Origin of the sequence: Ramlibacter ginsenosidimutans, from assembly GCF_016654015.1 — a bacterium.
GTDB classification, from domain to species: Bacteria; Pseudomonadota; Gammaproteobacteria; order Burkholderiales; family Burkholderiaceae_C; genus Ramlibacter; species Ramlibacter ginsenosidimutans.
In genome coordinates this window covers 126,969-147,688 of sequence record NZ_JAEPWM010000008.1, presented here as the reverse complement: position 1 = coordinate 147,688, position 20,720 = coordinate 126,969, and the positions used below count along the sequence as shown (strand labels likewise).

Genomic DNA, 20,720 nt, shown 5'->3' with positions numbered 1-20,720 from the left:
CGCGACCAGGCTCGCCCTGCGGGCCGGCACGCCTCAGGGCGCATGCGGGCGTTGCGCCCCTTGTCCAGGCGGCCAGCCTGGACTGCGGGCCGCGCCTACGCCTGCGCCCTGAGGCGTACCGTCGTGGGCGCGATCAATTCATCCACAGCTTCTAGGCTTTCACCGCGCGGGGCGCAAGGTCGGCGCCGGTCGGCCGAAGCACTCTGTTGCGTTGCAATAGAATTTTGTCCGCACCGATATCCGTCCACGAAAGAAACAACGACATGACAGAGCTCGCCAGGAAGCGGCCAGAGTTCCGCAACATCAACGCCTTCAAGGACCTGCCGACGTACAGCCTGCCGGCGCCGGGCTGGGTGTCGATCCTGCATCGCATCAGCGGCGTGCTGATGTTCGTCCTGCTGCCCTTCATCCTGTGGATCTTCGACACCTCGGTGTCCTCGGAGATTTCGTACGCGCGCTTCCGCAGTGCCTTCGCGGGCGGCGCGGGCGGCGTGGTCCTGAAGCTGGTGGCGCTGCTGCTGATCTGGGCCTACCTGCACCACTTCATCGCGGGGGTGCGCCACGTGTGGATGGACGTGAGCCACAAGGCGGTGACCAAGAGCTGGGGCAACACCTCGGCGCGCGTCACGCTCGTCGTGAGCCTGCTGCTCACCGTGGTCCTGGGCGCGAAGCTGTTCGGCCTCTACTAACCGGAACAACCCCAATGGCTGTCAACTACGGCTCCCGCCGCACCGTCGTCGGTGCGCACTACGGCACCCGCGACTGGCTGGCCCAGCGCGTCACCGCCGTTCTCATGGCCTGCACCACGCTGGTGGTGCTGGCGCAAGTGCTCTTCACCCGCGGCCCGGTCGGCTACGACGGCTGGGCCGGCATCTTCCATCCGCAATGGATGAAGGCGCTCACCTTCGCCACCATCGTCGGCCTGATCTACCACGTGTGGGTCGGCATGCGCGACGTGCTGATGGACTACGTCAAGCCCGTGGGCGTGCGCCTGGTCCTCCAGTTCCTGGTCATCGTGTGGCTCCTCGGCTGCGCGGGCTGGGCCATCCAGGTGCTGTGGCGGGTCTGAGGACGAAACAATGGCATATACCAAGAGCAACGTCACGACGCGCAAGTTCGACGTCGTCATCGTGGGCGCCGGCGGCTCCGGCATGCGCGCCTCCCTCCAACTGTCCCTCGCCGGCCTGAACGTGGCCGTGCTGTCGAAGGTGTTCCCCACCCGCTCGCACACGGTGGCGGCGCAAGGCGGCATCGGCGCCTCGCTGGGCAACATGTCCGAGGACAACTGGCACTACCACTTCTACGACACCGTCAAGGGCGGCGACTGGCTGGGCGACCAGGACGCGATCGAATACATGTGCCGCGAGGCGCCGAAGGTCGTGTACGAGCTCGAGCACTTCGGCATGCCGTTCGACCGCAACCCCGACGGCACGATCTACCAGCGTCCCTTCGGCGGCCACACGGCGAACTACGGTGAGAAGCCGGTGCAGCGCGCCTGCGCCGCCGCCGACCGCACGGGCCACGCGATGCTGCACACGCTGTACCAGCAGAACGTGAAGGCCAGGACCAGCTTCTTCGTGGAGTGGATGGCGCTCGACCTGATCCGCGACGCCGAGGGCGACGTGGTCGGCGTGACCGCGCTGGAGATGGAAACCGGCGACCTGCACGTGCTGCACGCCAAGACCGTGCTGCTGGCCACCGGCGGCGCGGGCCGCATCTTCGCGGCCTCCACCAACGCCTTCATCAACACCGGCGACGGCCTGGGCATGGCGGCGCGCGCCGGCATCCCGCTGGAAGACATGGAGTTCTGGCAGTTCCACCCGACCGGCGTCGCCGGCGCGGGCGTGCTGCTGACCGAGGGCTGCCGCGGCGAAGGCGCGATCCTGTTGAACAGCAACGGCGAGCGCTTCATGGAGCGCTATGCGCCCACGCTGAAGGACCTGGCGCCGCGCGACTTCGTCTCGCGCTCGATGGACCAGGAGATCAAGGAAGGGCGCGGCTGCGGTCCCAACAAGGACTACGTGCTGCTCAAGCTCGACCACCTCGGCGCCGACACCATCCACAAGCGCCTGCCCTCCGTCTACGAGATCGGCATCAACTTCGCCAACGTGGACATCACGCGCGAGCCGATCCCGGTCGTGCCCACCATCCACTACCAGATGGGCGGCATCCCGACCAACATCCACGGCCAGGTGGTGCTGCAGCGGAACGGCAGCGACAACGACCCCGTGAACGGCCTGTATGCGGTGGGCGAATGCTCCTGCGTCAGCGTGCACGGCGCCAACCGCCTGGGCACCAACTCGCTGCTGGACCTGCTGGTGTTCGGCAAGGCCGCGGGCAACCACATCGTGGACTTCGCGAGCACGACGAAGTCGCACAAGCCCCTGCCGGCCGACGCTGCCGACTACTCGCTGGCGCGCCTGAACCAGCTGGAGTCCCGCGCGAAGGGCGAATACGCGCAGGACGTCGCCAACGACATCCGCGCCACCATGCAGCTGCACGCGGGCGTGTTCCGCACGCAGGCCGGCATGGACGAGGGTGTCCAGAAGATCGCCGCCCTGCGCGAGCGCGTGAACGGCATCGAGCTGCGCGACAAGTCGCTGGTCTTCAACACCGCGCGCATCGAGGCGCTGGAAGTCGACAACCTGATCGAGGTGGCGCAGGCCACCATGGTCTCGGCGGCCGCCCGCAAGGAATGCCGCGGCGCCCACACGGTGATGGACTACGAACGCCCGGCCGACGACCCGGTCGCCCCGCTCGGACGCGACGATGCGCACTGGATGAAGCACAGCCTGTGGTACAGCCAGGGCAACCGGCTGGACTACAAGCCCGTGCAGCTGAAGCCGCTGTCGGTGGACTCCGTGCCGCCCAAGGTGCGGACCTTCTGATTACGTGCTACTGCGCACCTCATTCCCGCCTAGATTCAGGATACGGACCACTCCATGCAAAAGCGCACCTTCCACATCTACCGCTACGACCCGGACAAGGACGCCAAGCCCTACATGCAGACGGTGGAGATCGAGCTGGAGGGCAACGAGCGCATGCTGCTCGACGCCCTGATGAAGCTCAAGGCGCAGGACCCGTCGATCGCCTTCCGCCGCTCCTGCCGCGAAGGCGTCTGCGGTTCGGACGCGATGAACATCAACGGCAAGAACGGGCTCGCGTGCCTCACCAACCTGCGTTCGCTGGGCGACAAGCCGATCACGCTCAAGCCCCTGCCCGGCCTGCCCGTCATCCGCGACCTGATCGTGGACATGACGCAGTTCTTCAAGCAGTACAACTCGATCAAGCCCTACCTCGTCAACGACAGCATCCCGCCCGAGAAGGAGCGCCTGCAGTCGCCCGAGGAGCGCGACGAGCTCAACGGCCTGTACGAGTGCATCCTGTGCGCGAGCTGCTCGACCAGCTGCCCCAGCTTCTGGTGGAACCCGGACAAGTTCGTGGGTCCCGCCGGCCTGCTGCAGGCCTACCGCTTCATCGCCGACAGCCGCGATGACGCCACCAACGCCCGCCTGGACAATCTCGAGGATCCGTACCGGCTCTTCCGCTGCCACACCATCATGAACTGCGTGGACGTCTGCCCGAAGGGGCTGAACCCGACCATGGCGATCGGCAAGATCAAGGAATTGATGGTCCGCCGCGCGGTCTGATGCTTTGTTGGACAATGGCCGAAACGCTGCTCGATGAACGCGCGCTGAGCAAGCTGCGCTGGCGCTGCCGGCGCGGGCTGCTGGAGAACGACCTGTTCATCGAGCGCTTTTTCGAACGCTACGCCGACGCCCTGACGGTGCGCCAGGCGCAAGCGCTCGGGGACCTGATGGACCTGGCCGACAACGACCTGCTCGACCTGCTGCTGCGGCGGCGCAACCCGCAAGGGGGACTGGATCGTGCGGATGTGAACGAAGTACTGGGGATGCTGCGCAGGCCGGCGGCGACACCAGCACCTGGGCATTGAATACCTGTTGAGGAAAACCATGAAAATCGCCGACAACAAGGCCACGCTGTCCTTCAGCAACGGCAGCCCGAGCGTCGAAATGCCCGTCTACCAGGGCACTATCGGCCCGGACGTGATCGACATCCGCAAGCTGTATGCGCAGACCGGCATGTTCACGTACGACCCGGGCTTCATGTCCACGGCCTCGTGCCAGTCGACCATCACGTACATCGACGGCGACAAGGGCGAGCTGCTGTACCGCGGCTACCCCATCGAGCAGCTCGCGACCTCCTGCGACTATCTCGAGACCTGCTACCTGCTGCTGTACGGCAATCTGCCAAACCCGCAGCAAAAGCAGGACTTCGTGGCGCGCGTGACCAACCACACGATGGTCAACGAGCAGATGCAGTTCTTCCTGCGCGGCTTCCGCCGCGACGCGCACCCGATGGCCGTGATGACGGGCCTGGTGGGCGCGCTGTCGGCCTTCTATCACGACAGCACGGACATCAACAATCCCGAGCACCGCGAGATCTCCGCGATCCGCCTGATCGCGAAGATGCCGACGCTGGTGGCCATGGCGTACAAGTACTCGATGGGCCAGCCCTACATGTACCCGAAGAACTCGCTGTCGTACACGGCGAACTTCATGCGGATGATGTTCGCCACGCCGTGCGAGGAGTACGAGCCCAACGAGGTGCTGGTGCGCGCGATGGACCGCATCTTCATCCTGCACGCCGACCACGAGCAGAACGCATCCACCTCCACGGTGCGCCTGTGCGGCTCCTCCGGCACCAACCCGTTCGCGGCCATCGCGGCCGGCGTGGCCTGCCTGTGGGGTCCGGCGCACGGCGGCGCCAACGAAGCGGCGCTGAACATGCTGGAAGACATCCAGAAGATGGGCGGCGTCGCCAAGATCGGCGAGTTCGTGGCCAAGGTGAAGGACAAGAACTCCAACGTCAAGCTGATGGGCTTCGGCCACCGCGTGTACAAGAACTACGACCCGCGCGCCAAGCTGATGCGCGAGACCTGCCACGAGGTGCTGGACGCCCTGGGCCTGCACAACGACCCGCTGTTCAAGCTGGCGATGGCGCTGGAGAAGGTGGCGCTGGAAGACGAGTACTTCGTCTCCCGCAAGCTGTACCCGAACGTGGACTTCTACTCCGGCATCGTTCAGCGCGCGATCGGCATCCCGGTGAGCCTGTTCACCGCGATCTTCGCGCTGGCCCGCACGGTCGGCTGGATCGCGCAGCTGAACGAGATGATCGCGGATCCCGAGTACAAGATCGGCCGGCCCCGCCAGCTGTACACCGGCTCGGTCAAGCGCGACGTGCAGCCGATCGACAAGCGCTGAAGCGTTCGCGCCGGCAAAGACAGAGGCCCGCTCGCGCGGGCCTTTTTTCTTGCGGATGTCCTTCTGCGTCCTCTGCGAAACCTCTGCGTCCTCTGCGTTCCCCTGCCGGAAATCCAGAAGGCTTCGCCTCGCAGGCTTCACTTCACCCGCTGCTTCTCCAGCTTGCGCGCCAGAGTGCGGCGGTGCATGCCCAGGCGGCGCGCCGTCTCCGAGATGTTGAAGCCGGTCTCGGCCAGCGTCTCGTGGATGCGCTCCCATTCCAGCGTCTTGATGCTGGTCTGCCGCTCCGTGAGCTCCACGTCCGCGTCGCCGTCGGCGCGCGCGAAGGCGGCCTCGATGTCGTCGGTGTTGGCGGGCTTGGCCAGGTAATGCCGGGCGCCCAGCTTCACGGCCTCCACCGCCGTGGCGATGCTCGCGTAGCCGGTGAGCACGACGATCACCAGTTCCGGGTCGTGTTCGTGCAGCAGCTGCACGCAGGCGAGGCCGGAAGCGCCGCCGGCGAGCTTGAGGTCCACGACCGCATACCCCGGCCTGTGCTCCTGCAGCACCGCGCGGGCGCTCTCGAGGTCGGACGCCCGCAGCACGCGGTAGCCGCGCCGCTCGAACGAGCGCTGCAGCGAGCGGGCGAAGGCGTCGTCGTCCTCCACCACCAGCAGTTCGCGATCAGCGTCCATCGTCCTCATCCTCGTTCGGCATCAGCGAGGCGAGCGGCAGCGTGATCGTCACTTCCGCGCCTCCGGGAACATTGTGCGCCGCGATCTGTCCCCCCAGGGTGCGTGCGACATTGAGCGAGAGGAACAGCCCGAGCCCGCGCCCCGGCGTGCCCTTGCTGGACTGGTACGGCGTGCCGAGCCGCTCGAGGACGTGGTCCGGAAAGCCCGGGCCGCGATCCTGCACCCGCAACGTGAGCGTGTCCTCGTCCCAGCTCGCCTCGAAGCGCAGCGCCTGCCCCGGCGCGGCCTCCAGCGCGTTGTCCAGGACGTTGCCGACCATCTGCTGCAAGGCCGTGTCCGAGATGATCGGCAGGTCCAGGCCTTCGCGCCGATACGTGAGCTCGGCGCCGCGCGTGCGCTTCCACTCCTCCACCAGTTCGTCCAGGAAGACGCTGAGGCTCGTCTCCTGCGGCGCGACGGCGCGCGTCTCGCCGGCGGACTGCAGGATGTTGGACACGATCGCCTTGCAGCGCGCGATCTGCCGCTGCATCTCCTCCATCTCCTCGCGCAGCTCCGGCTCGCCCGCGAACGGCGCCATGCGCGACCAGTCGCCGAGAATGACCGCGAGTGTCGCGAGCGGCGTGCCCAGCTCGTGCGCCGCGCCCGAGGCGAGCAGGCCCATGCGCACGATGTGCTCCTCCTCCACCGCGCGCTGCCGCAGCCTGGCGAGCGCTTCGTCGCGCTGGCGCAGGTTGCGCGAGATGCGGCCGATGAAGATCACCAGCAGCGCCGCGTTGAGCGCGAAGCAGACCAGCAGTCCGCCCACGTAATCGCTCGAGAGGGCGGCCTGCGCGAGCCCGCCCAGCGCCAGCGGCCGGTGCCACATCGTGAGCGCGACGAACGCGCAGGTCGTGACGAGCACCATCGCCCACACGTAGCGCGGACGCAGCAGCACCGAAGCCACCGCCACCTGCAGCAGGAACAGGAAGATGAAGGGATTGGTGATGCCGCCGGAGAAATAGAGCTGCGCCGTGAGCACGGCGACGTCGACCAGCAGGCCCCCGAACAGTTCGGCGTTGACCACCGGGCGCGCGAGCCGCGTGCGCCACCAGCTCGCCACGTTGAACAGCGCAAGCACGGCCAGCAGGGTGAGCATCTCGCGCAGCGGCAACGGCACGCCCAGCAAGGTCCCCACGAGCACGATCGTGAGCAGCTGGCCGCCCACGGCGAGCCAGCGCAGCTCCACGAGCTGCAGCAGGTTGCGGCGGTGGGCCAGGCGCTCCGGCACCTTGCCGGCTTCGTCCAGCGGGAGATGGTAGGCGTGGGTGAGCAAGGACTGGCCCCAGGCGGCCCGGCGGCGCCGGTCGTCGAACAGCACGTACCCGAAGGCGGCGGCCATCATGGCGGCGAGCGCGAACCAGGTGATCGCGTACTGCAGGTGGTCGTTGGGGAAGCGGATCACCGTGAGGCCGGGGCGCGGCCAGCGGGTCGCCGTGTCCGGGCCTGCGACTTCGTCGATGAAATACGGCGCCACGGCGCCCGTGAGGCGCTCGGTGGTCGCAATCGCCGCGACGTCGCGCGAATACCAGCGGCCGGCCGCGGGCACGTTGGCCTGCAGGAAGCGGCCGCCCGGTTCGCTGGAGCGCAGCAGGCCGGTCACTTCGCCCTGGTCCGGTCCCCGCGGCACGTTCGCGCGCAGCTCCGGCGGCACGAAGCCGCGGTTCACGAGGATCCACGTGCCGTCGCGCGTGCGCAGCGGCGTGAGCACCCAATAGCCGGCGCCGAGTTCGGTGGTGGCCGCGACTTCCACTTCATGCCCATAGTCGAAGTGGCCGCTGGCCTGCACGCGCCGGTACTCGTCGGCGGCGGTGATCTGCTGCCACTGCGCGGATGCGGGCGCGGGGACAGGCGCACCGTGGATGTTGCGGTCCACGCGCGCGATCAGCGCCTCCTTCCAGGCGAGCCGACGCACCTGCCAGACGCCCAATGCGGCGAAGCCCGCGGCCGCCAGCGCACAGGCAGTGAGCATCACCACCAGCGCGACCAGCGACCGCGGCCTTCGCCCCATGCTCAAGGCATGTTGCGCATCATCTGCGGGTCGACGGGCATCATGTTCTCGTTCATGTGGTACATGACCCAGATCGATCCCGACAGCAGGATGAACAGGATGACGACGGTGAAGATCAGCGCCAGCAGGTTCCAGCCGCCCTGCGCCTGGCGATCGAGGTGCAGGAAGTAGACGACGTGCACGACCATCTGCACGGCCGCGAAGCCCAGGATGATCACGCTGGTGAGCGTGGTGGGCAGCACCTTCGCCATCACCAGCCAGAACGGGATCGCGGTCAGGACGACGGACAGCATGAACCCGACCACGTAGCCCTTCACGGTGGCGTGGTACTCGATGTCGTCGTGATCGTCGTGGTGGTCGCCGTGGCCGGCGGTCGCGTGCTGGGCGCTCATCGCATGGACCCCATCAGGTACACGAAGGTGAAGACGCCGATCCACACGACGTCCAGGAAGTGCCAGAACATGGACAGGCACACGAGGCGCCGCTTGTTCTCGCGCGTGAGGCCCAGCTTGCCGACCTGCACCATCAGCGTGATCAGCCACACGATGCCGAAGGTGACGTGCAGGCCGTGCGTGCCCACCAGCGTGAAGAAGCTGGAGAGGAACGCGCTGCGCCAGGGGCCGGCGCCTTCGGCGATGAGGTGCGCGAACTCGTTGATTTCCAGGGTGAGGAAGCCGGCGCCGAGCAGGCCCGTGATCGCGAGCCACACCAGCACGCCGGTCTTCTTGCGGCCCAGCATCGCGATCATTGCGAAGCCGTAGGTGATGGAGGACAGCAGCAGGAAGCCGGTGTTGACGGCCACGACCGGCAGCTCGAACAGGTCCGCGCCCGAAGGGCCGGCCGCGTAGTTGCGACCGAGCACGCCGTAGGTGGCGAACAGGATGGCGAAGACGAGGCAGTCGCTCATCAGGTACAGCCAGAACCCGAGCAGGGTGCCCTGCTCCGGGTGGTGGCTGCCGTCGTCGTAGAAGACCGGCGCGGCGCCGGTCGGCGGAACGGTGGTGGTGGAACTCATCGCCTGGTGTTCTTTCGCGTCACGCCGCGGCCAGCGACCGGGTGCGCGCAGCTTCCGTGCGCGCCACCACGTCGGCCGGGATGTTGAAGTCGCGGTCGTAGTTGAAGGTGTGGAAGATGGCCGTCCCGATCATGGCGACGAAGCCGAGGCCCGCCAGCAGCCACATGTGCCAGATCAGCCCGAAGCCCATGGCGGTGGCGAGCACGGCGATGATGAAGCCCGCGGAGGTGTTCTTCGGCATGTGGATCGGCCTGAAGCCGGCCAGCGGACGCTGGGCGCCGCGCCGCTTCATGTCGGTCCACGCGTCGTTGTCATGCACCACGGGCGTGAAGGCGAAGTTGTATTCCGGGGGCGGCGAGGAGGTGGACCACTCCAGCGTGCGCGCATCCCACGGGTCGCCGGTCACGTCGCGCAGCTGCTCGCGCCTGACGTAGCTCACCGCGAGCTGCACGAGGAAGCAGCCGATGCCCAGCGCGATCAGGCCTGCCCCGATGGACGACACGATCATGTAGGGCTGCAGCGACGGGTCGTCGAAGTGGTTCATGCGGCGCGTCACGCCCATGAAGCCGAGCAGGTACAGCGGCGCGAAGGTGACCCAGAAGCCCACCAGCCAGAACCAGAACGAAGCCTTGCCCCAGAACGCGTCCAGCCGGTAGCCGAAGGCCTTGGGGAACCAGTAGTTGATCGCGGCGAACACGCCGAACACCACGCCACCGATGATCACGTTGTGGAAGTGCGCGATCAGGAACAGCGAGTTGTGCAGCACGAAGTCCGCGGGAGGCACGGCCAGCATCACGCCGGTCATGCCGCCGATGATGAAGGTGACCATGAAGCCGACGGCCCACATCATCGGCACGTCGAAGCGGATGCGGCCGCGGTACATCGTGAACAGCCAGTTGAAGATCTTCGCCCCGGTCGGGATCGAGATGATCATGGTCGTGATGCCGAAGAACGAGTTCACGCTGGCGCCCGAGCCCATGGTGAAGAAGTGGTGCAGCCACACCAGGTACGACAGGATCGTGATCACCACGGTCGCATAGACCATCGACGCGTAGCCGAACAGGCGCTTGCCGCTGAAGGTCGACACGATCTCGGACCACACGCCGAAGACGGGCAGCACCAGGATGTAGACCTCGGGGTGGCCCCAGATCCAGATCAGGTTCACGTACATCATCGGATTGCCGCCGAAGTCGTTCGTGAAGAAGTTCGTGCCGAGGTAGCGGTCGGCGCTCAGCAGCGCCAGGGTCGCGGCGAGCACCGGGAAGGACGCGACGATCAGCACGTTGGTGCACAGCGCAGTCCACGTGAACACGGGCATGCGCATCAGGTTCATGCCGGGCGCGCGCATCTTGATGATCGTGGCGATCAGGTTGATGCCCGACAAGGTCGTTCCGACCCCCGCGATCTGCAGGGACCACAGGTAGTAGTCCACCCCGACGTCCGGACTGGCCATCAGCCCCGATAAGGGCGGATACGCGAGCCAGCCGGTGCGCGCGAACTCGCCGACGAACAGCGACAGCATCACGAGCACCGCGCCGCTGACCGTCATCCAGAAGCTGAAGTTGTTCAGGAACGGGAAGGCCACGTCGCGTGCGCCGATCTGCAGCGGCACGACGTAGTTCATGAGGCCGGTGACGAAGGGCATCGCCACGAAGAAGATCATGATCACGCCGTGCGCCGTGAAGATCTGGTCGTAGTGGTGCGGCGGCAGGAAGCCCATGTTGCCGCCGAAGGCGACGGCCTGCTGCGCGCGCATCATGATCGCGTCGGCGAAGCCGCGCAGCAGCATGACGACGCCCAGCACCATGTACATGATGCCGATCTTCTTGTGGTCGATGCTGCACACCCAGTCGCGCCACAGCGGGCCCCACCACTTGAAGTAGGTGAGTGCGGCCAGCACGACGAGGCCCCCCAGGGCGACGGCGGCGAAGGTCGCGACCAGGATGGGCTCGTGGTAGGGGATGGCCTCCCAGCTGAGGCGGCCGAAGATGAGGTGGCTCAGGTCGGTGGACATGGCGTGGTCTTGTCAGGAGGGCGCCCCCATCGGGGCGGCGCCGGAATGTTCTTCAGCGGGTGGCGGCCGTGGCGATGGGAAGTCCCAGGGGATTCGAGGGCGTGCACAGTGCGGCGACGACCGTGCGCTTGCCGCGCGGGCCGAGGTCCTGCTGCAGGAGCGCACCTTCGCTGGCCGAGCCCTTGCCCGCGCCGCCGTTGGCGTCGATGTGCATCATCTGGTTGATGCACATCTTCTTGCCGTCGACGCAGCGATTGAGGATCGCGTCGTACAGGCCGTCCTCGACGCTCGCATAGCGGTGCACCGGCTCCTTCGCGCTCGGCTGCTCCAGCTTCACGTACTCGGCGCGCGTGAGCGCCGCGCCACCCTGCCGGTTGCTCGCGACCCAGTCCGCATAGTCCTGCTCGGAGAGGCCGAGGAACTTGAACTTCATGTCGGAGAAGCCGGCGCCGCTGTAGTTGGCGGAGATGCCTTCGTACGCGCCCGGGTCGTTCATCACGGCGTGCAACTGCATGTCCATGCCGGGCATCGCGTACACCATGCCCGCGAGCGCCGGCACGTAGAACGCATTCATCACCGTCGTCGACGTGATGTGGAACTGGATCGGGCGGTTCACCGGCGCCGCGACCTCGTTGACGGTGGCGAAGCCTTCTTCCGGATAGATGAAAAGCCACTTCCAGTCCATCGCGACGACGTCCACCACCAGCGGCTTCACTGGCGCGGTGATCGGCGTCTGCGCGTTGATGCGATCCAGCGGCCGGTACGGATCGAGCTTGTGCGTGCTGATCCAGGTGATGGTGCCCAGCGCGATGATGATCAGCAGCGGCGCGCCCCAGATCAGGAGCTCGAGGCGCGTCGAGTGGTCCCAGTCGGGCATGTAGGTCGCATTGGCGGACTGCCGGTAGCGGAACGCGAACAGCAGGATCAGCACCATCACCGGCACGATGATCAGCAGCATCAGGAAGACGGACTGCCAGATCAATTGCGCCTGCTGCGCGGCGACGTCGCCGTGCGGCTTCATGACGATGGTGTCGCAGCCGGCGAGCGCGGAGAGAAGAAGGGCGAGCCCGATGCGACGGGCTGCGAGTCGGAGTGGGGGATACATGGGGTTACAGAGCGCAAGGGAAAACGCCAGTTGCGCAACGAGAGCGAATGTATCCTGATTGACGTCAAAGTTGCATTGGACATTTTGTCCCACACTCGGCTCTACACCGCCGTCCGCCCGATGAGTTCTGCCGCCAGCGCCCCCCTGCCTCCGCTCTCCCCCACGATGACCGGCGCCCACGGCGCCACACCCCACAACTCGCCGGACGAGGCGGTCGTCGCCCCCGGCGACATCGCCGTCGGCGTGGTGATCGGCCGGGCTTCCGAGAATTTCGACTTCTTCGTCTACGGCATCGCCTCGGTGCTCGTCTTCCCGCAAGTCTTCTTCCCGTTCGTGGACCGGCTGCACGGCATCCTGTACGCCTTCGCCGTGTTCGCGGTCGCGTTCGTGGTGCGGCCGATCGGCACGCTGCTGGGCATGTCGGTACAACGGCACTTCGGCCGCAGCGTGAAGCTCACCGTCTCGCTGTTCCTGCTTGGCATCTCGACCTGCAGCATGGCGCTGCTGCCGGGTTACGGCGCGGTCGGCGTCTGGTCGATCGCCCTGCTCACGCTATGCCGCATCGGCCAGGGCCTGGCCCTCGGCGGGTCCTGGGACGGCCTGCCCTCGCTGCTGGCGATCAACGCGCCGGAGCACAAGCGCGGCTGGTATGCGATGCTGGGCCAGCTCGGCGCCCCGCTGGGCTTCGTGGTCGCGTGCGCGGTGTTCCTGTACCTCTGGACCAACCTGTCCAGCGCCGACTTCCTGACCTGGGGCTGGCGCTACCCGTTCTACGCGGCGTTCGCGATCAACGTGGTCGCGCTGTTCGCGCGCCTGCGGCTGGTGGTGACGCACGAGTACGAGCGCGGCCTGGAGCACGCCGAACTGGAGCCGGGCAACACCGGCGAGCTGCTGTCCACGCAGGGCGTCAACATCGTGATCGGGGCGTTCGCGGCGCTGGCCTCGTATGCGCTGTTCCATCTCGTGACGATCTTCCCGCTGTCGTGGGTGGTGCTGTTCTCCCAGGAAGAGGTCGCACAGTTCATGACGGTGGAATTGCTCGGTGGCGTCCTCGGCGCGCTGGCCATGCCCGTGTCCGGCTGGATGGCCGACCGCATCGGCCGCCGCCGCACGCTGGGCACGCTCGCGTTCGCGATCGCGGTGTTCAGCGTCGCCACGCCGTTCCTGCTGGACTCCGGCAGCGTCGGGCGTGACGCCTTCATCCTGGTCGGCTTCGTGCTGCTGGGCCTCTCGTATGGGCAGGCCGCGGGCACCATGACGTCCAACTTCCTGCCGCACCTGCGCTACACGGGCGCGGCGCTCACCACGGATCTCGCGTGGCTGATCGGCGCCGCCTTCGCGCCCTTCGTGGCGCTGTACCTGTCGGCACGCTTCGGGCTGGTCGCCGTGAGCCTCTACCTGCTCTCCGGCGCGGTGTGCACGCTGCTGGCGCTGCGCACGAACCGCTTGCTGACGTCGCTGAAGGACTGAGTCCGGGGGCCGCCTCAGGCGACGCTCGAGCGCCACGCGGCGCCCCCACCCCCGCCCTCCCCCAGAGGGGGAGGGAGCAAAGAATCACGGCGCGCGCGGCTATGCTGCGCGCCATGTCCCGCGCCGAACGCCTCCTCGCGCTGATGCAGGCCCTGCGCCGGCGACGCGAGCCGGTGCGCGGCGCCGTGCTGGCGCAGGAACTCGGCGTGAGCCTGCGAACCTTCTACCGCGACATTGCCTCCCTGCAGGCCCAGGGCGCAAGCATCGAAGGCGAGGCGGGCGTCGGCTATGTGCTGCGGCCCGGCTTCACGCTGCCCCCGCTGATGCTCAGCGAAGAAGAAATCGAGGCCCTGGTGCTCGGCTCGCGCTGGGTTGCGGCCCATACCGATCCCGAGCTGGCGGAGGCCGCCCGCAACGCCCTTGCCAAGATCCACGCCGTGCTGCCGGCGCCGCTGCGCCACGAACTGGAAAGCAACGCACTGCTGGTGCCCGCACGCGAGGCACCGGCACCGGAGGCGCTGCTCGCCAGCATCCGGCGCGCCATCCGCGCGCAGCGCAAGCTGCGGCTGGACTACCGCGATGCCGCGGGTGCGTCGTCCGAGCGTGTCGTGTGGCCCTTCGCACTCGGCTTCTTCGAGCAGACCCGGATGGTCGCCGCCTGGTGCGAGCAGCGCGTGGACTACCGGCACTTCCGCGTGGACCGCATCGCGGCGCTGGAAGTCCTGCAGGATCGCTATCCGCGCCAGCGGCAGCAGCTGCTCAAGGAGTGGCGGTCCACGCAACGCATCCCGCGGCCGCGCGACTGAACGCTGCTGCCAGTTCCTGTCACCGCGCTGCCTAGCATGGGTCTCCTGTCAACGAAAGGAGTTCCTCATGGACCCGAAGCACTTCGTCCTCCTGTACGTGCAGGACACGCCCGCCAGCGCCCGCTTCTACGAGCGCCTGCTCGGGCGCCCGCCGGTGGAGAGCTCGCCTACCTTCGCGATGTTCCCGCTGGCCGAGGGCCTCATGCTGGGACTGTGGGCCCGCGCCGGCGTGGAACCGGCGCCGCAGGCCGCACCCGGCGCGTCCGAGCTCTGCATGGCCCTGTCCAGCGACGGAGAGGTGGACGCCTTGCACGCCCGCTGGCGCGAGCTGGGCGTGCAGGTCGCCCAGTCGCCCACGCGCATGGACTTCGGCTACACGGCCTTGGCCCTGGATCCGGACGGGCACCGGCTGCGCGCCTTCTGCCCGGCCGGCTGAGCCAGCCGGAACGCCTGCGGGCAATGCGGTCATCGCGGATCGCGATGACCGCGTCCGCCTCCTTCGGGGAGAATCCCGAACTGCCATCGCGCCATGCGATGCCCAGCCCGCCATGCGCCCCTCCGAACGCTCCTTCGCCCGCCGGATCGACCTCACCTCGCTGCAGCTTTTCGTGGCGGTGTGCGAGCTCGGCTCGATCGGCAAGGCCGCGGAGCGCGAGTTCATCGCCGCCTCGGCCGTCAGCAAGCGCCTGTCGGACCTGGAGGCGACGCTCGAGACGCCCCTGCTCTATCGCCACACGCGCGGCGTGAAGCTCACGCCCGCCGGCGAAAGCCTGCTGCACCACGCGCGCTCCGTGCTGTTCAGCCTGGAGAAGATGCAGGCGGAACTCTCCGAGTACGCCGACGGCGTGCGCGGCCACGTGCGCATCCACGCGAACATCTCCGCCATCGTGCAGTTCCTGCCCGAGGACCTGGGCTCCTTCAGCGAGGAGCACCCGCAGGTGAAGATCGACCTGGAGGAGCACCTGTCCACCGAGGTGCTGCGCGCCGTGCAGGAAGGCGCGGCCGACCTGGGCATCTGCAACGTCGCCGCAGGCGGCAACGGCCACGAGTTGCAGACGCTGCCCTATCGGCAGGACGAGCTGGTGCTGATCGTGCCGCGCGGCCATGCACTGGCGCGGCAGGAGGCCATCGCCTTCGAGGACACGCTGGACTTCGACCACGTGGGCCTGCACTCCAACAGCTCCATCTACCTCGCGATGCGCGAGGCGGCCGCGGCGGCGGGACGCGCGATCAAGCTGCGCATCCACGTCACGGGCCTGGACGCAATGTGCCGCATGATCGACAACGGACTGGGCGTCGGCCTCATGCCGCGCCGGGCCTTCACGCTGATGCACGTGGGCGAGCTCGCCTGCGTGCCGCTGACCGACGCCTGGGCGACGCGCGACATCCGCCTCGTCGCCCGCGACTTTTCCACCCTGCCGCTCACCGCCCGCCTGCTGGTGGACCACCTGCGCGCCCGGGCCGACAGCCCGCAGGCGCTCGCCGCATAGAATTTCACGCCAAAGGAAGCCTCCATGGGACGCACGCTGTACGACAAGATCTGGGACGAGCACGTCGTCCACTCCGAGGAAGACGGGACGGCCGTCCTCTACATCGACCGCCACCTGGTGCACGAGGTGACCAGCCCGCAGGCCTTCGAGGGCCTGCGCGAGGCCGGCCGCAAGGTGTGGCGAATCAGCTCCGTGGTGGCGACCGCCGACCACAACACGCCCACGACCGGCTGGGAGCGGGGCTACGACGGCATCGACGACCCGATCTCCAAGGAGCAGGTCACGACGCTCGACAAGAACATCGGCGAGTTCGGCGCAGCCGCGTATTTCCCCTTCCTGTCCAAGCGCCAGGGCATCGTGCACGTGATCGGCCCCGAGTCGGGCGCGACGCTGCCCGGCATGACGGTGGTCTGCGGTGACTCGCACACTTCCACGCACGGCGCCTTCGGCGCGCTCGCGCACGGCATCGGCACCTCCGAGGTGGAGCACGTGCTCGCCACGCAGACGCTGCTGCAGAAGAAAGCGAAGAACATGCGGGTGTTGGTCGAGGGCCGCCTCGCCCCCGGCGTCACGGCGAAGGACATCGTGCTGGCCATCATCGGCAAGATCGGCACGGCCGGCGGCACCGGCTACACCATCGAGTTCGCCGGCTCCGCCATCCGCGGCCTCAGCATGGAAGGCCGCATGACCGTGTGCAACATGGCGATCGAAGCCGGTGCACGCGCGGGCATGGTCGCACCGGACGAGAAGACCATCGAGTACGTCAAGGGCCGGCCGCTCGCGCCCAGCGGCGTGGAGTGGGAGCAGGCGGTGGCCTACTGGCGCACGCTCTACTCGGACCCCGATGCGAAGTTCGACGCCGTGGTGGAACTCGACGCGACGCAGATCGTGCCGCAGGTGACCTGGGGCACCTCGCCCGAAATGGTGACCACCATCGATGCGCGCGTGCCGGACCCCGACAAGGAGAAGGACGCCAACAAGCGCAACGCGATGGAACGCGCGCTCACCTACATGGGCCTGGAACCGGGCAAGCCCATGAACGACATCTACGTGGACAAGGTGTTCATCGGCTCCTGCACCAACAGCCGCATCGAGGACATGCGCGAGGCCGCCGCCGTGGTGAAGAAGCTCGGACGCAAGGTCGCGCCCAACATCAAGGCCGCCCTGGTGGTGCCGGGCTCGGGCGTGGTGAAGGAGCAGGCCGAGCGCGAAGGCCTGGACCAGATCTTCCGCGCCGCCGGCTTCGAGTGGCGCGAGCCCGGCTGCTCCATGTGCCTGGCGATGAACGCCGACCGGCTCGAGCCGGGCGAGCGCTGCGCCTCGACCAGCAACCGCAACTTCGAAGGCCGCCAGGGCGCCGGAGGCCGCACGCACCTGGTGAGTCCCGCCATGGCCGCCGCTGCCGCGGTGCACGGCCATTTCGTGGACATCCGGCAGTTCGCCTGAGCCCCCACCCCAGCCCTCCCCCAGAAGGGGAGGGAGAAGGAAGCAACATGGACAAATTCATCGTGCACAAGGGGCTCGTCGCCCCGATGGACCGCGAGAACGTCGACACCGACGCGATCATCCCCAAGCAGTTCCTCAAGTCGATCCGCAAGACCGGCTTCGGCCAGAACCTGTTCGACGAGTGGCGCTACCTGGACCACGGCGAGCCGGGCCAGGACCCGGCTTCGCGCAAGCCGAACCCGGACTTCGTGCTGAACCAGCCGCGCTACAAGGGCGCGTCCATCCTGCTCGCGCGCCGCAACTTCGGCTGCGGCTCCTCCCGCGAGCACGCGCCCTGGGCGCTGCAGCAGTACGGCTTCCGCGCCATCATCGCGCCGAGCTTCGCGGACATATTCTTCAACAACTGCTTCAAGAACGGCGTGCTGCCCATCGTGCTGCCGGAGGCGCAGGTCGCGAAGCTGTTCGACGAGTGCTACGCCTTCCCCGGCTACGAGCTGACCGTGGACCTGGACCGCCAGGTGGTCACGCGCGCCGGCGGCGCCGACCCGCTGCCCTTCGAAGTCCAGGGCTTCCGCAAGTACTGCCTCATGAACGGCTTCGACGACATCGGACTGACCCTGCGCCAGTCCGACAAGATCAAGGCCTACGAATCCGAGCGCCTGGCGAAGAAGCCCTGGCTGGCGCATACGCTCTAGAAATCGGCTGCGTGTCGCATGAGCAGGTGAACGCAGAGTGCGCAAAGGTTTCGCAGAGGACGCAGAGGAATTCAAGAAAGGTTTTCTCTGCGTCCTCTGCGTAACCTCTGCGTCCTCTGCGTTCCTCTCTCGGTGATCGCACGGCCTTCAAAGAAAGCACCCCCATGAAAATCGCAGTCCTGCCCGGTGACGGCATCGGCACCGAGATCGTCGACGAGGCCGTCAAGGTCCTGAAGGTCCTCGACCTGAAGTTGGAGCTGGAGTTCGCCGATGTCGGCGGCATGGCCTATGACAAGCACGGACATCCGCTGCCCGAAGCCACGTTGAAGCTCGCCAAGGCGGCCGACGCCATCCTGTTCGGCGCGGTCGGCGACTGGAAGTACGACAAGCTGGAACGCCAGTTCCGTCCCGAGCAGGCGATCCTGGGCCTGCGCAAGAACCTGGGCCTGTTCGCGAACTTCCGGCCCGCCATCTGCTACGAGCAGCTCACGCACGCGTCCTCGCTGAAGCCGGAGCTGGTCGCGGGCCTCGACATCCTGATCATCCGCGAGCTCACCGGCGACATCTACTTCGGCCAGCCGCGCGGCCGGCGCACCTCGCCCGATGGCACCTTCGCCGGCGCCGAGGAAGCGTTCGACACGATGCGCTACACGCGGCCGGAGATCGAGCGGATCGCGCACGTCGCGTTCCAGGCCGCCCGCAAGCGCGGCAAGAAGGTGACCTCGGTCGACAAGGCCAACGTGCTCGAGACCTTCCAGTTCTGGAAGGACGTGGTCACGGAAGTGGGCCAGCAGTATCCCGACGTGAAGCTGGACCACATGTACGTGGACAACGCGGCCATGCAGCTGGTGAAATCGCCCAAGTCCTTCGACGTGGTCGTGACCGGCAACATGTTCGGCGACATCCTCTCGGACGAGGCCGCCATGCTCACCGGCTCCATCGGCATGCTCCCCTCGGGCAGCATGAACGCCAGCAACCAGGGCCTGTACGAGCCGTCGCACGGCAGCGCGCCCGATATCGCGGGCAAGGGCGTGGCCAATCCTTTGGCTACAATATTGTCTGCCGCCATGATGCTCCGCTTCTCCCTCAACCAGCCCCAAGCCGCCGACCGCATCGAGTCCGCGGTGAAGGACGTGCTGTCGCAGGGCCTGCGGACGGCGGACATCTGGTCGGAAGGCACCCGCAAGGTCGGCACCCGCGAAATGGGCGAGGCCGTCGTGGCAGCCATCACGAAGAAGACCACCAAGAGCTAGACAAGCTCCGGTTCGTCGCGCCACCTCCGGCCGAGACGAGCCGGGGGAACAGGATCCCAACGGAAAGGCGCAGCGATGAAACTCTCGAACGGACAACAACCGCTGGTCGGCCTCGTCGGCTGGCGCGGCATGGTCGGCTCGGTCCTCATGGACCGCATGCAGGCCGAAGGCGACTTCGGCCTGATCGAGCCACTCTTCTTCTCGACCTCCAATGCCGGCGGCAAGGCCCCCGCGCAAGCGAAGAACGAGAAGGTGCTCAAGGACGCGTTCGACCTCGAGGCGCTGAAGAAGTGCGACATCGTCATCACCTGCCAGGGTGGCGACTACACGACCGAGGTGTTTCCCAAGCTGCGCGCGGCCGGCTGGAACGGCCACTGGATCGACGCGGCGTCCACGCTGCGCATGAAGGACGACGCGATCATCGTGCTCGACCCGGTCAACATGCCGGTGATCAGGAACGCGCTCGCCAAGGGTGGCCGCAACTGGATCGGCGGCAACTGCACCGTCAGCTGCATGCTCATGGGCGTGGGCGCGCTGTACAAGGCGGGGCTGGTCGAGTGGATGACCAGCATGACCTACCAGGCCGCATCGGGCGGCGGCGCGCAGCACATGCGCGAGCTGCTCACGCAGTTCGGCACGCTCAACGCGGAGGTGCGCTCGCTGCTGGACGACCCGAAGTCGGCGATCCTGGAAATCGATCGCAAGGTGCTCGCGCGCCAGCAGTCGCTCTCCAGCGAAGAGACGGCGAACTTCGGCGTGCCCCTGGGCGGCTCGCTCATTCCCTGGATCGACAAGGACCTGGGGATCGGGAAGCAGCCGGACGAAGCCGGCTGGGGGATCTCGCGCGAGGAGTGGAAGGCCGGCGCCGAGACCAACAAGATCCTGGGCCAGGGTGAAGGCTTCGGCACGAAGCCGGTGCCGGTCGATGGCTTCTGCGTGCGCGTGGGCGCGATGCGCTGCCACTCGCAGGCGCTGACCTTCAAGCTGAAGAAGGACGTACCCGTCGCCGACATCGAAGCAATGATCGCGGCCGACAACGCCTGGGCGAAGGTCGTTCCCAACACGCGCGAGGCCACCATGCAAGGCCTCACGCCGGTCGCCGTGACGGGCACGCTGGACATTCCGGTGGGCCGCATCCGCAAGCTCGCGATGGGTCCGGAGTACGTGGGCGCCTTCACCATCGGCGACCAGCTGCTGTGGGGTGCGGCGGAACCGCTGCGCCGCATGCTGCGCGTGCTGCTGGAGGCCTGAGGCCTGCGCGAGCCGACAAAAGCGCCGCAACCGCGGCGCTTTTTTCATGTGGTCGGCGCGTGCACACGTGTGGGCTGCGCGAAACACTCATCGCTGCAACACGCGCGGCCCGCGTTGTGACACGGCAACAAGCCCTGCCTCATCACGCGCCTCAAAACGGCTCCACGGA

20 protein-coding genes are annotated in these 20,720 nt (G+C 67.4%); 14 read left to right on the top strand and 6 right to left on the bottom strand.

Translation table 11 applies throughout. From position 1 onward, the window contains the following. Positions 1 to 263: 263 nt before the first annotated feature. Genes sdhC through gltA form a run of 6 tightly spaced genes read left to right on the top strand, consistent with a single transcriptional unit; the run spans position 264 to position 5,285 of the window. Complete coding sequence (sdhC, locus tag JJB11_RS18360) at positions 264 to 689, top strand: succinate dehydrogenase, cytochrome b556 subunit (RefSeq protein WP_201174705.1); 426 nt, start codon at positions 264 to 266, stop codon at positions 687 to 689. 14 nt (positions 690 to 703) lie between these two features. Further along, on the top strand, positions 704 to 1,069 hold the full coding sequence (gene sdhD, locus JJB11_RS18355; RefSeq protein ID WP_201174703.1) for a succinate dehydrogenase, hydrophobic membrane anchor protein: 366 nt from the start codon (positions 704 to 706) through the stop codon (positions 1,067 to 1,069). Between the two features lie 10 nt (positions 1,070 to 1,079). Then, positions 1,080 to 2,888, top strand: coding sequence for a succinate dehydrogenase flavoprotein subunit (sdhA, locus tag JJB11_RS18350; protein ID WP_201174693.1), 1,809 nt, complete (start codon positions 1,080 to 1,082; stop codon positions 2,886 to 2,888). Between the two features lie 54 nt (positions 2,889 to 2,942). Next, on the top strand, positions 2,943 to 3,650 hold the full coding sequence (locus JJB11_RS18345) for a succinate dehydrogenase iron-sulfur subunit (RefSeq protein WP_201174691.1): 708 nt from the start codon (positions 2,943 to 2,945) through the stop codon (positions 3,648 to 3,650). A 14-nt stretch (positions 3,651 to 3,664) separates the two neighbouring features. Further along, entirely contained in the window at positions 3,665 to 3,955 is a 291-nt protein-coding gene (locus JJB11_RS18340; RefSeq protein ID WP_201174690.1) for an FAD assembly factor SdhE, read from the top strand. 19 nt (positions 3,956 to 3,974) lie between these two features. Then, the gene (gene gltA, locus JJB11_RS18335) at positions 3,975 to 5,285 is read left to right on the top strand and encodes a citrate synthase (RefSeq protein ID WP_201174686.1); all 1,311 of its coding nucleotides are present in this window, start codon (positions 3,975 to 3,977) and stop codon (positions 5,283 to 5,285) included. Positions 5,286 to 5,422: 137 nt separating this feature from the next. On the opposite strand, the gene JJB11_RS18330 is transcribed toward gltA, so the two are convergent. The 6 genes from JJB11_RS18330 to cyoA are packed head-to-tail and all read right to left on the bottom strand — an operon-like array spanning position 5,423 to position 12,140. Continuing rightward, positions 5,423 to 5,959, bottom strand: coding sequence for a response regulator transcription factor (locus JJB11_RS18330; protein ID WP_201174684.1), 537 nt, complete (start codon positions 5,957 to 5,959; stop codon positions 5,423 to 5,425). After that, positions 5,949 to 8,006 (bottom strand): SURF1 family cytochrome oxidase biogenesis protein, encoded by a 2,058-nt coding sequence (locus JJB11_RS18325; RefSeq protein ID WP_201174683.1) that lies wholly within the window; start codon positions 8,004 to 8,006, stop codon positions 5,949 to 5,951. The genes JJB11_RS18330 and JJB11_RS18325 overlap by 11 nt, the downstream gene beginning before the upstream one ends. Before the next feature lie 2 nt (positions 8,007 to 8,008). Next, a complete protein-coding gene (gene cyoD / locus JJB11_RS18320; protein ID WP_201174680.1) occupies positions 8,009 to 8,398 on the bottom strand; it encodes a cytochrome o ubiquinol oxidase subunit IV in 390 nt (129 codons plus the stop codon). Beyond that, positions 8,395 to 9,021 (bottom strand): cytochrome o ubiquinol oxidase subunit III, encoded by a 627-nt coding sequence (gene cyoC / locus JJB11_RS18315; RefSeq protein WP_201174678.1) that lies wholly within the window; start codon positions 9,019 to 9,021, stop codon positions 8,395 to 8,397. Before cyoC ends, cyoD begins: the two co-directional genes overlap by 4 nt. Positions 9,022 to 9,040: 19 nt before the next feature. Further along, positions 9,041 to 11,035: a cytochrome o ubiquinol oxidase subunit I gene (gene cyoB, locus JJB11_RS18310; RefSeq protein WP_201174676.1), complete on the bottom strand. Its 1,995-nt coding sequence runs from the start codon at positions 11,033 to 11,035 to the stop codon at positions 9,041 to 9,043. A 52-nt stretch (positions 11,036 to 11,087) separates the two neighbouring features. Beyond that, the gene (gene cyoA / locus JJB11_RS18305) at positions 11,088 to 12,140 is read right to left on the bottom strand and encodes a ubiquinol oxidase subunit II (protein ID WP_201174674.1); all 1,053 of its coding nucleotides are present in this window, start codon (positions 12,138 to 12,140) and stop codon (positions 11,088 to 11,090) included. Between the two features lie 120 nt (positions 12,141 to 12,260). Between cyoA and JJB11_RS18300 the strand changes: the two genes are divergently transcribed. The 8 genes from JJB11_RS18300 (at position 12,261) to asd (ending at position 20,551) form a co-directional block, all read left to right on the top strand. Next, positions 12,261 to 13,610 (top strand): MFS transporter, encoded by a 1,350-nt coding sequence (locus JJB11_RS18300; protein WP_201964936.1) that lies wholly within the window; start codon positions 12,261 to 12,263, stop codon positions 13,608 to 13,610. Positions 13,611 to 13,723: 113 nt separating this feature from the next. Then, positions 13,724 to 14,416 (top strand): helix-turn-helix transcriptional regulator, encoded by a 693-nt coding sequence (locus JJB11_RS18295; protein ID WP_201174672.1) that lies wholly within the window; start codon positions 13,724 to 13,726, stop codon positions 14,414 to 14,416. A 67-nt stretch (positions 14,417 to 14,483) separates the two neighbouring features. Further along, positions 14,484 to 14,852: a VOC family protein gene (locus JJB11_RS18290; RefSeq protein WP_201174670.1), complete on the top strand. Its 369-nt coding sequence runs from the start codon at positions 14,484 to 14,486 to the stop codon at positions 14,850 to 14,852. Positions 14,853 to 14,964: 112 nt separating this feature from the next. Next, the gene (locus tag JJB11_RS18285; RefSeq protein ID WP_201174664.1) at positions 14,965 to 15,906 is read left to right on the top strand and encodes a LysR family transcriptional regulator; all 942 of its coding nucleotides are present in this window, start codon (positions 14,965 to 14,967) and stop codon (positions 15,904 to 15,906) included. Between the two features lie 24 nt (positions 15,907 to 15,930). Further along, complete coding sequence (gene leuC / locus JJB11_RS18280) at positions 15,931 to 17,352, top strand: 3-isopropylmalate dehydratase large subunit (RefSeq protein ID WP_201174663.1); 1,422 nt, start codon at positions 15,931 to 15,933, stop codon at positions 17,350 to 17,352. Positions 17,353 to 17,399: 47 nt separating this feature from the next. Continuing rightward, positions 17,400 to 18,047 carry a 3-isopropylmalate dehydratase small subunit gene (gene leuD / locus JJB11_RS18275; protein WP_201174662.1) on the top strand — a complete coding sequence of 216 codons (648 nt, stop codon included), beginning with the start codon at positions 17,400 to 17,402 and terminating at the stop codon, positions 18,045 to 18,047. Between the two features lie 164 nt (positions 18,048 to 18,211). Then, complete coding sequence (gene leuB, locus JJB11_RS18270) at positions 18,212 to 19,300, top strand: 3-isopropylmalate dehydrogenase (RefSeq protein WP_201174661.1); 1,089 nt, start codon at positions 18,212 to 18,214, stop codon at positions 19,298 to 19,300. A 75-nt stretch (positions 19,301 to 19,375) separates the two neighbouring features. Next, positions 19,376 to 20,551 (top strand): aspartate-semialdehyde dehydrogenase, encoded by a 1,176-nt coding sequence (asd, locus tag JJB11_RS18265; protein ID WP_201174660.1) that lies wholly within the window; start codon positions 19,376 to 19,378, stop codon positions 20,549 to 20,551. Positions 20,552 to 20,720: the final 169 nt, after the last annotated feature.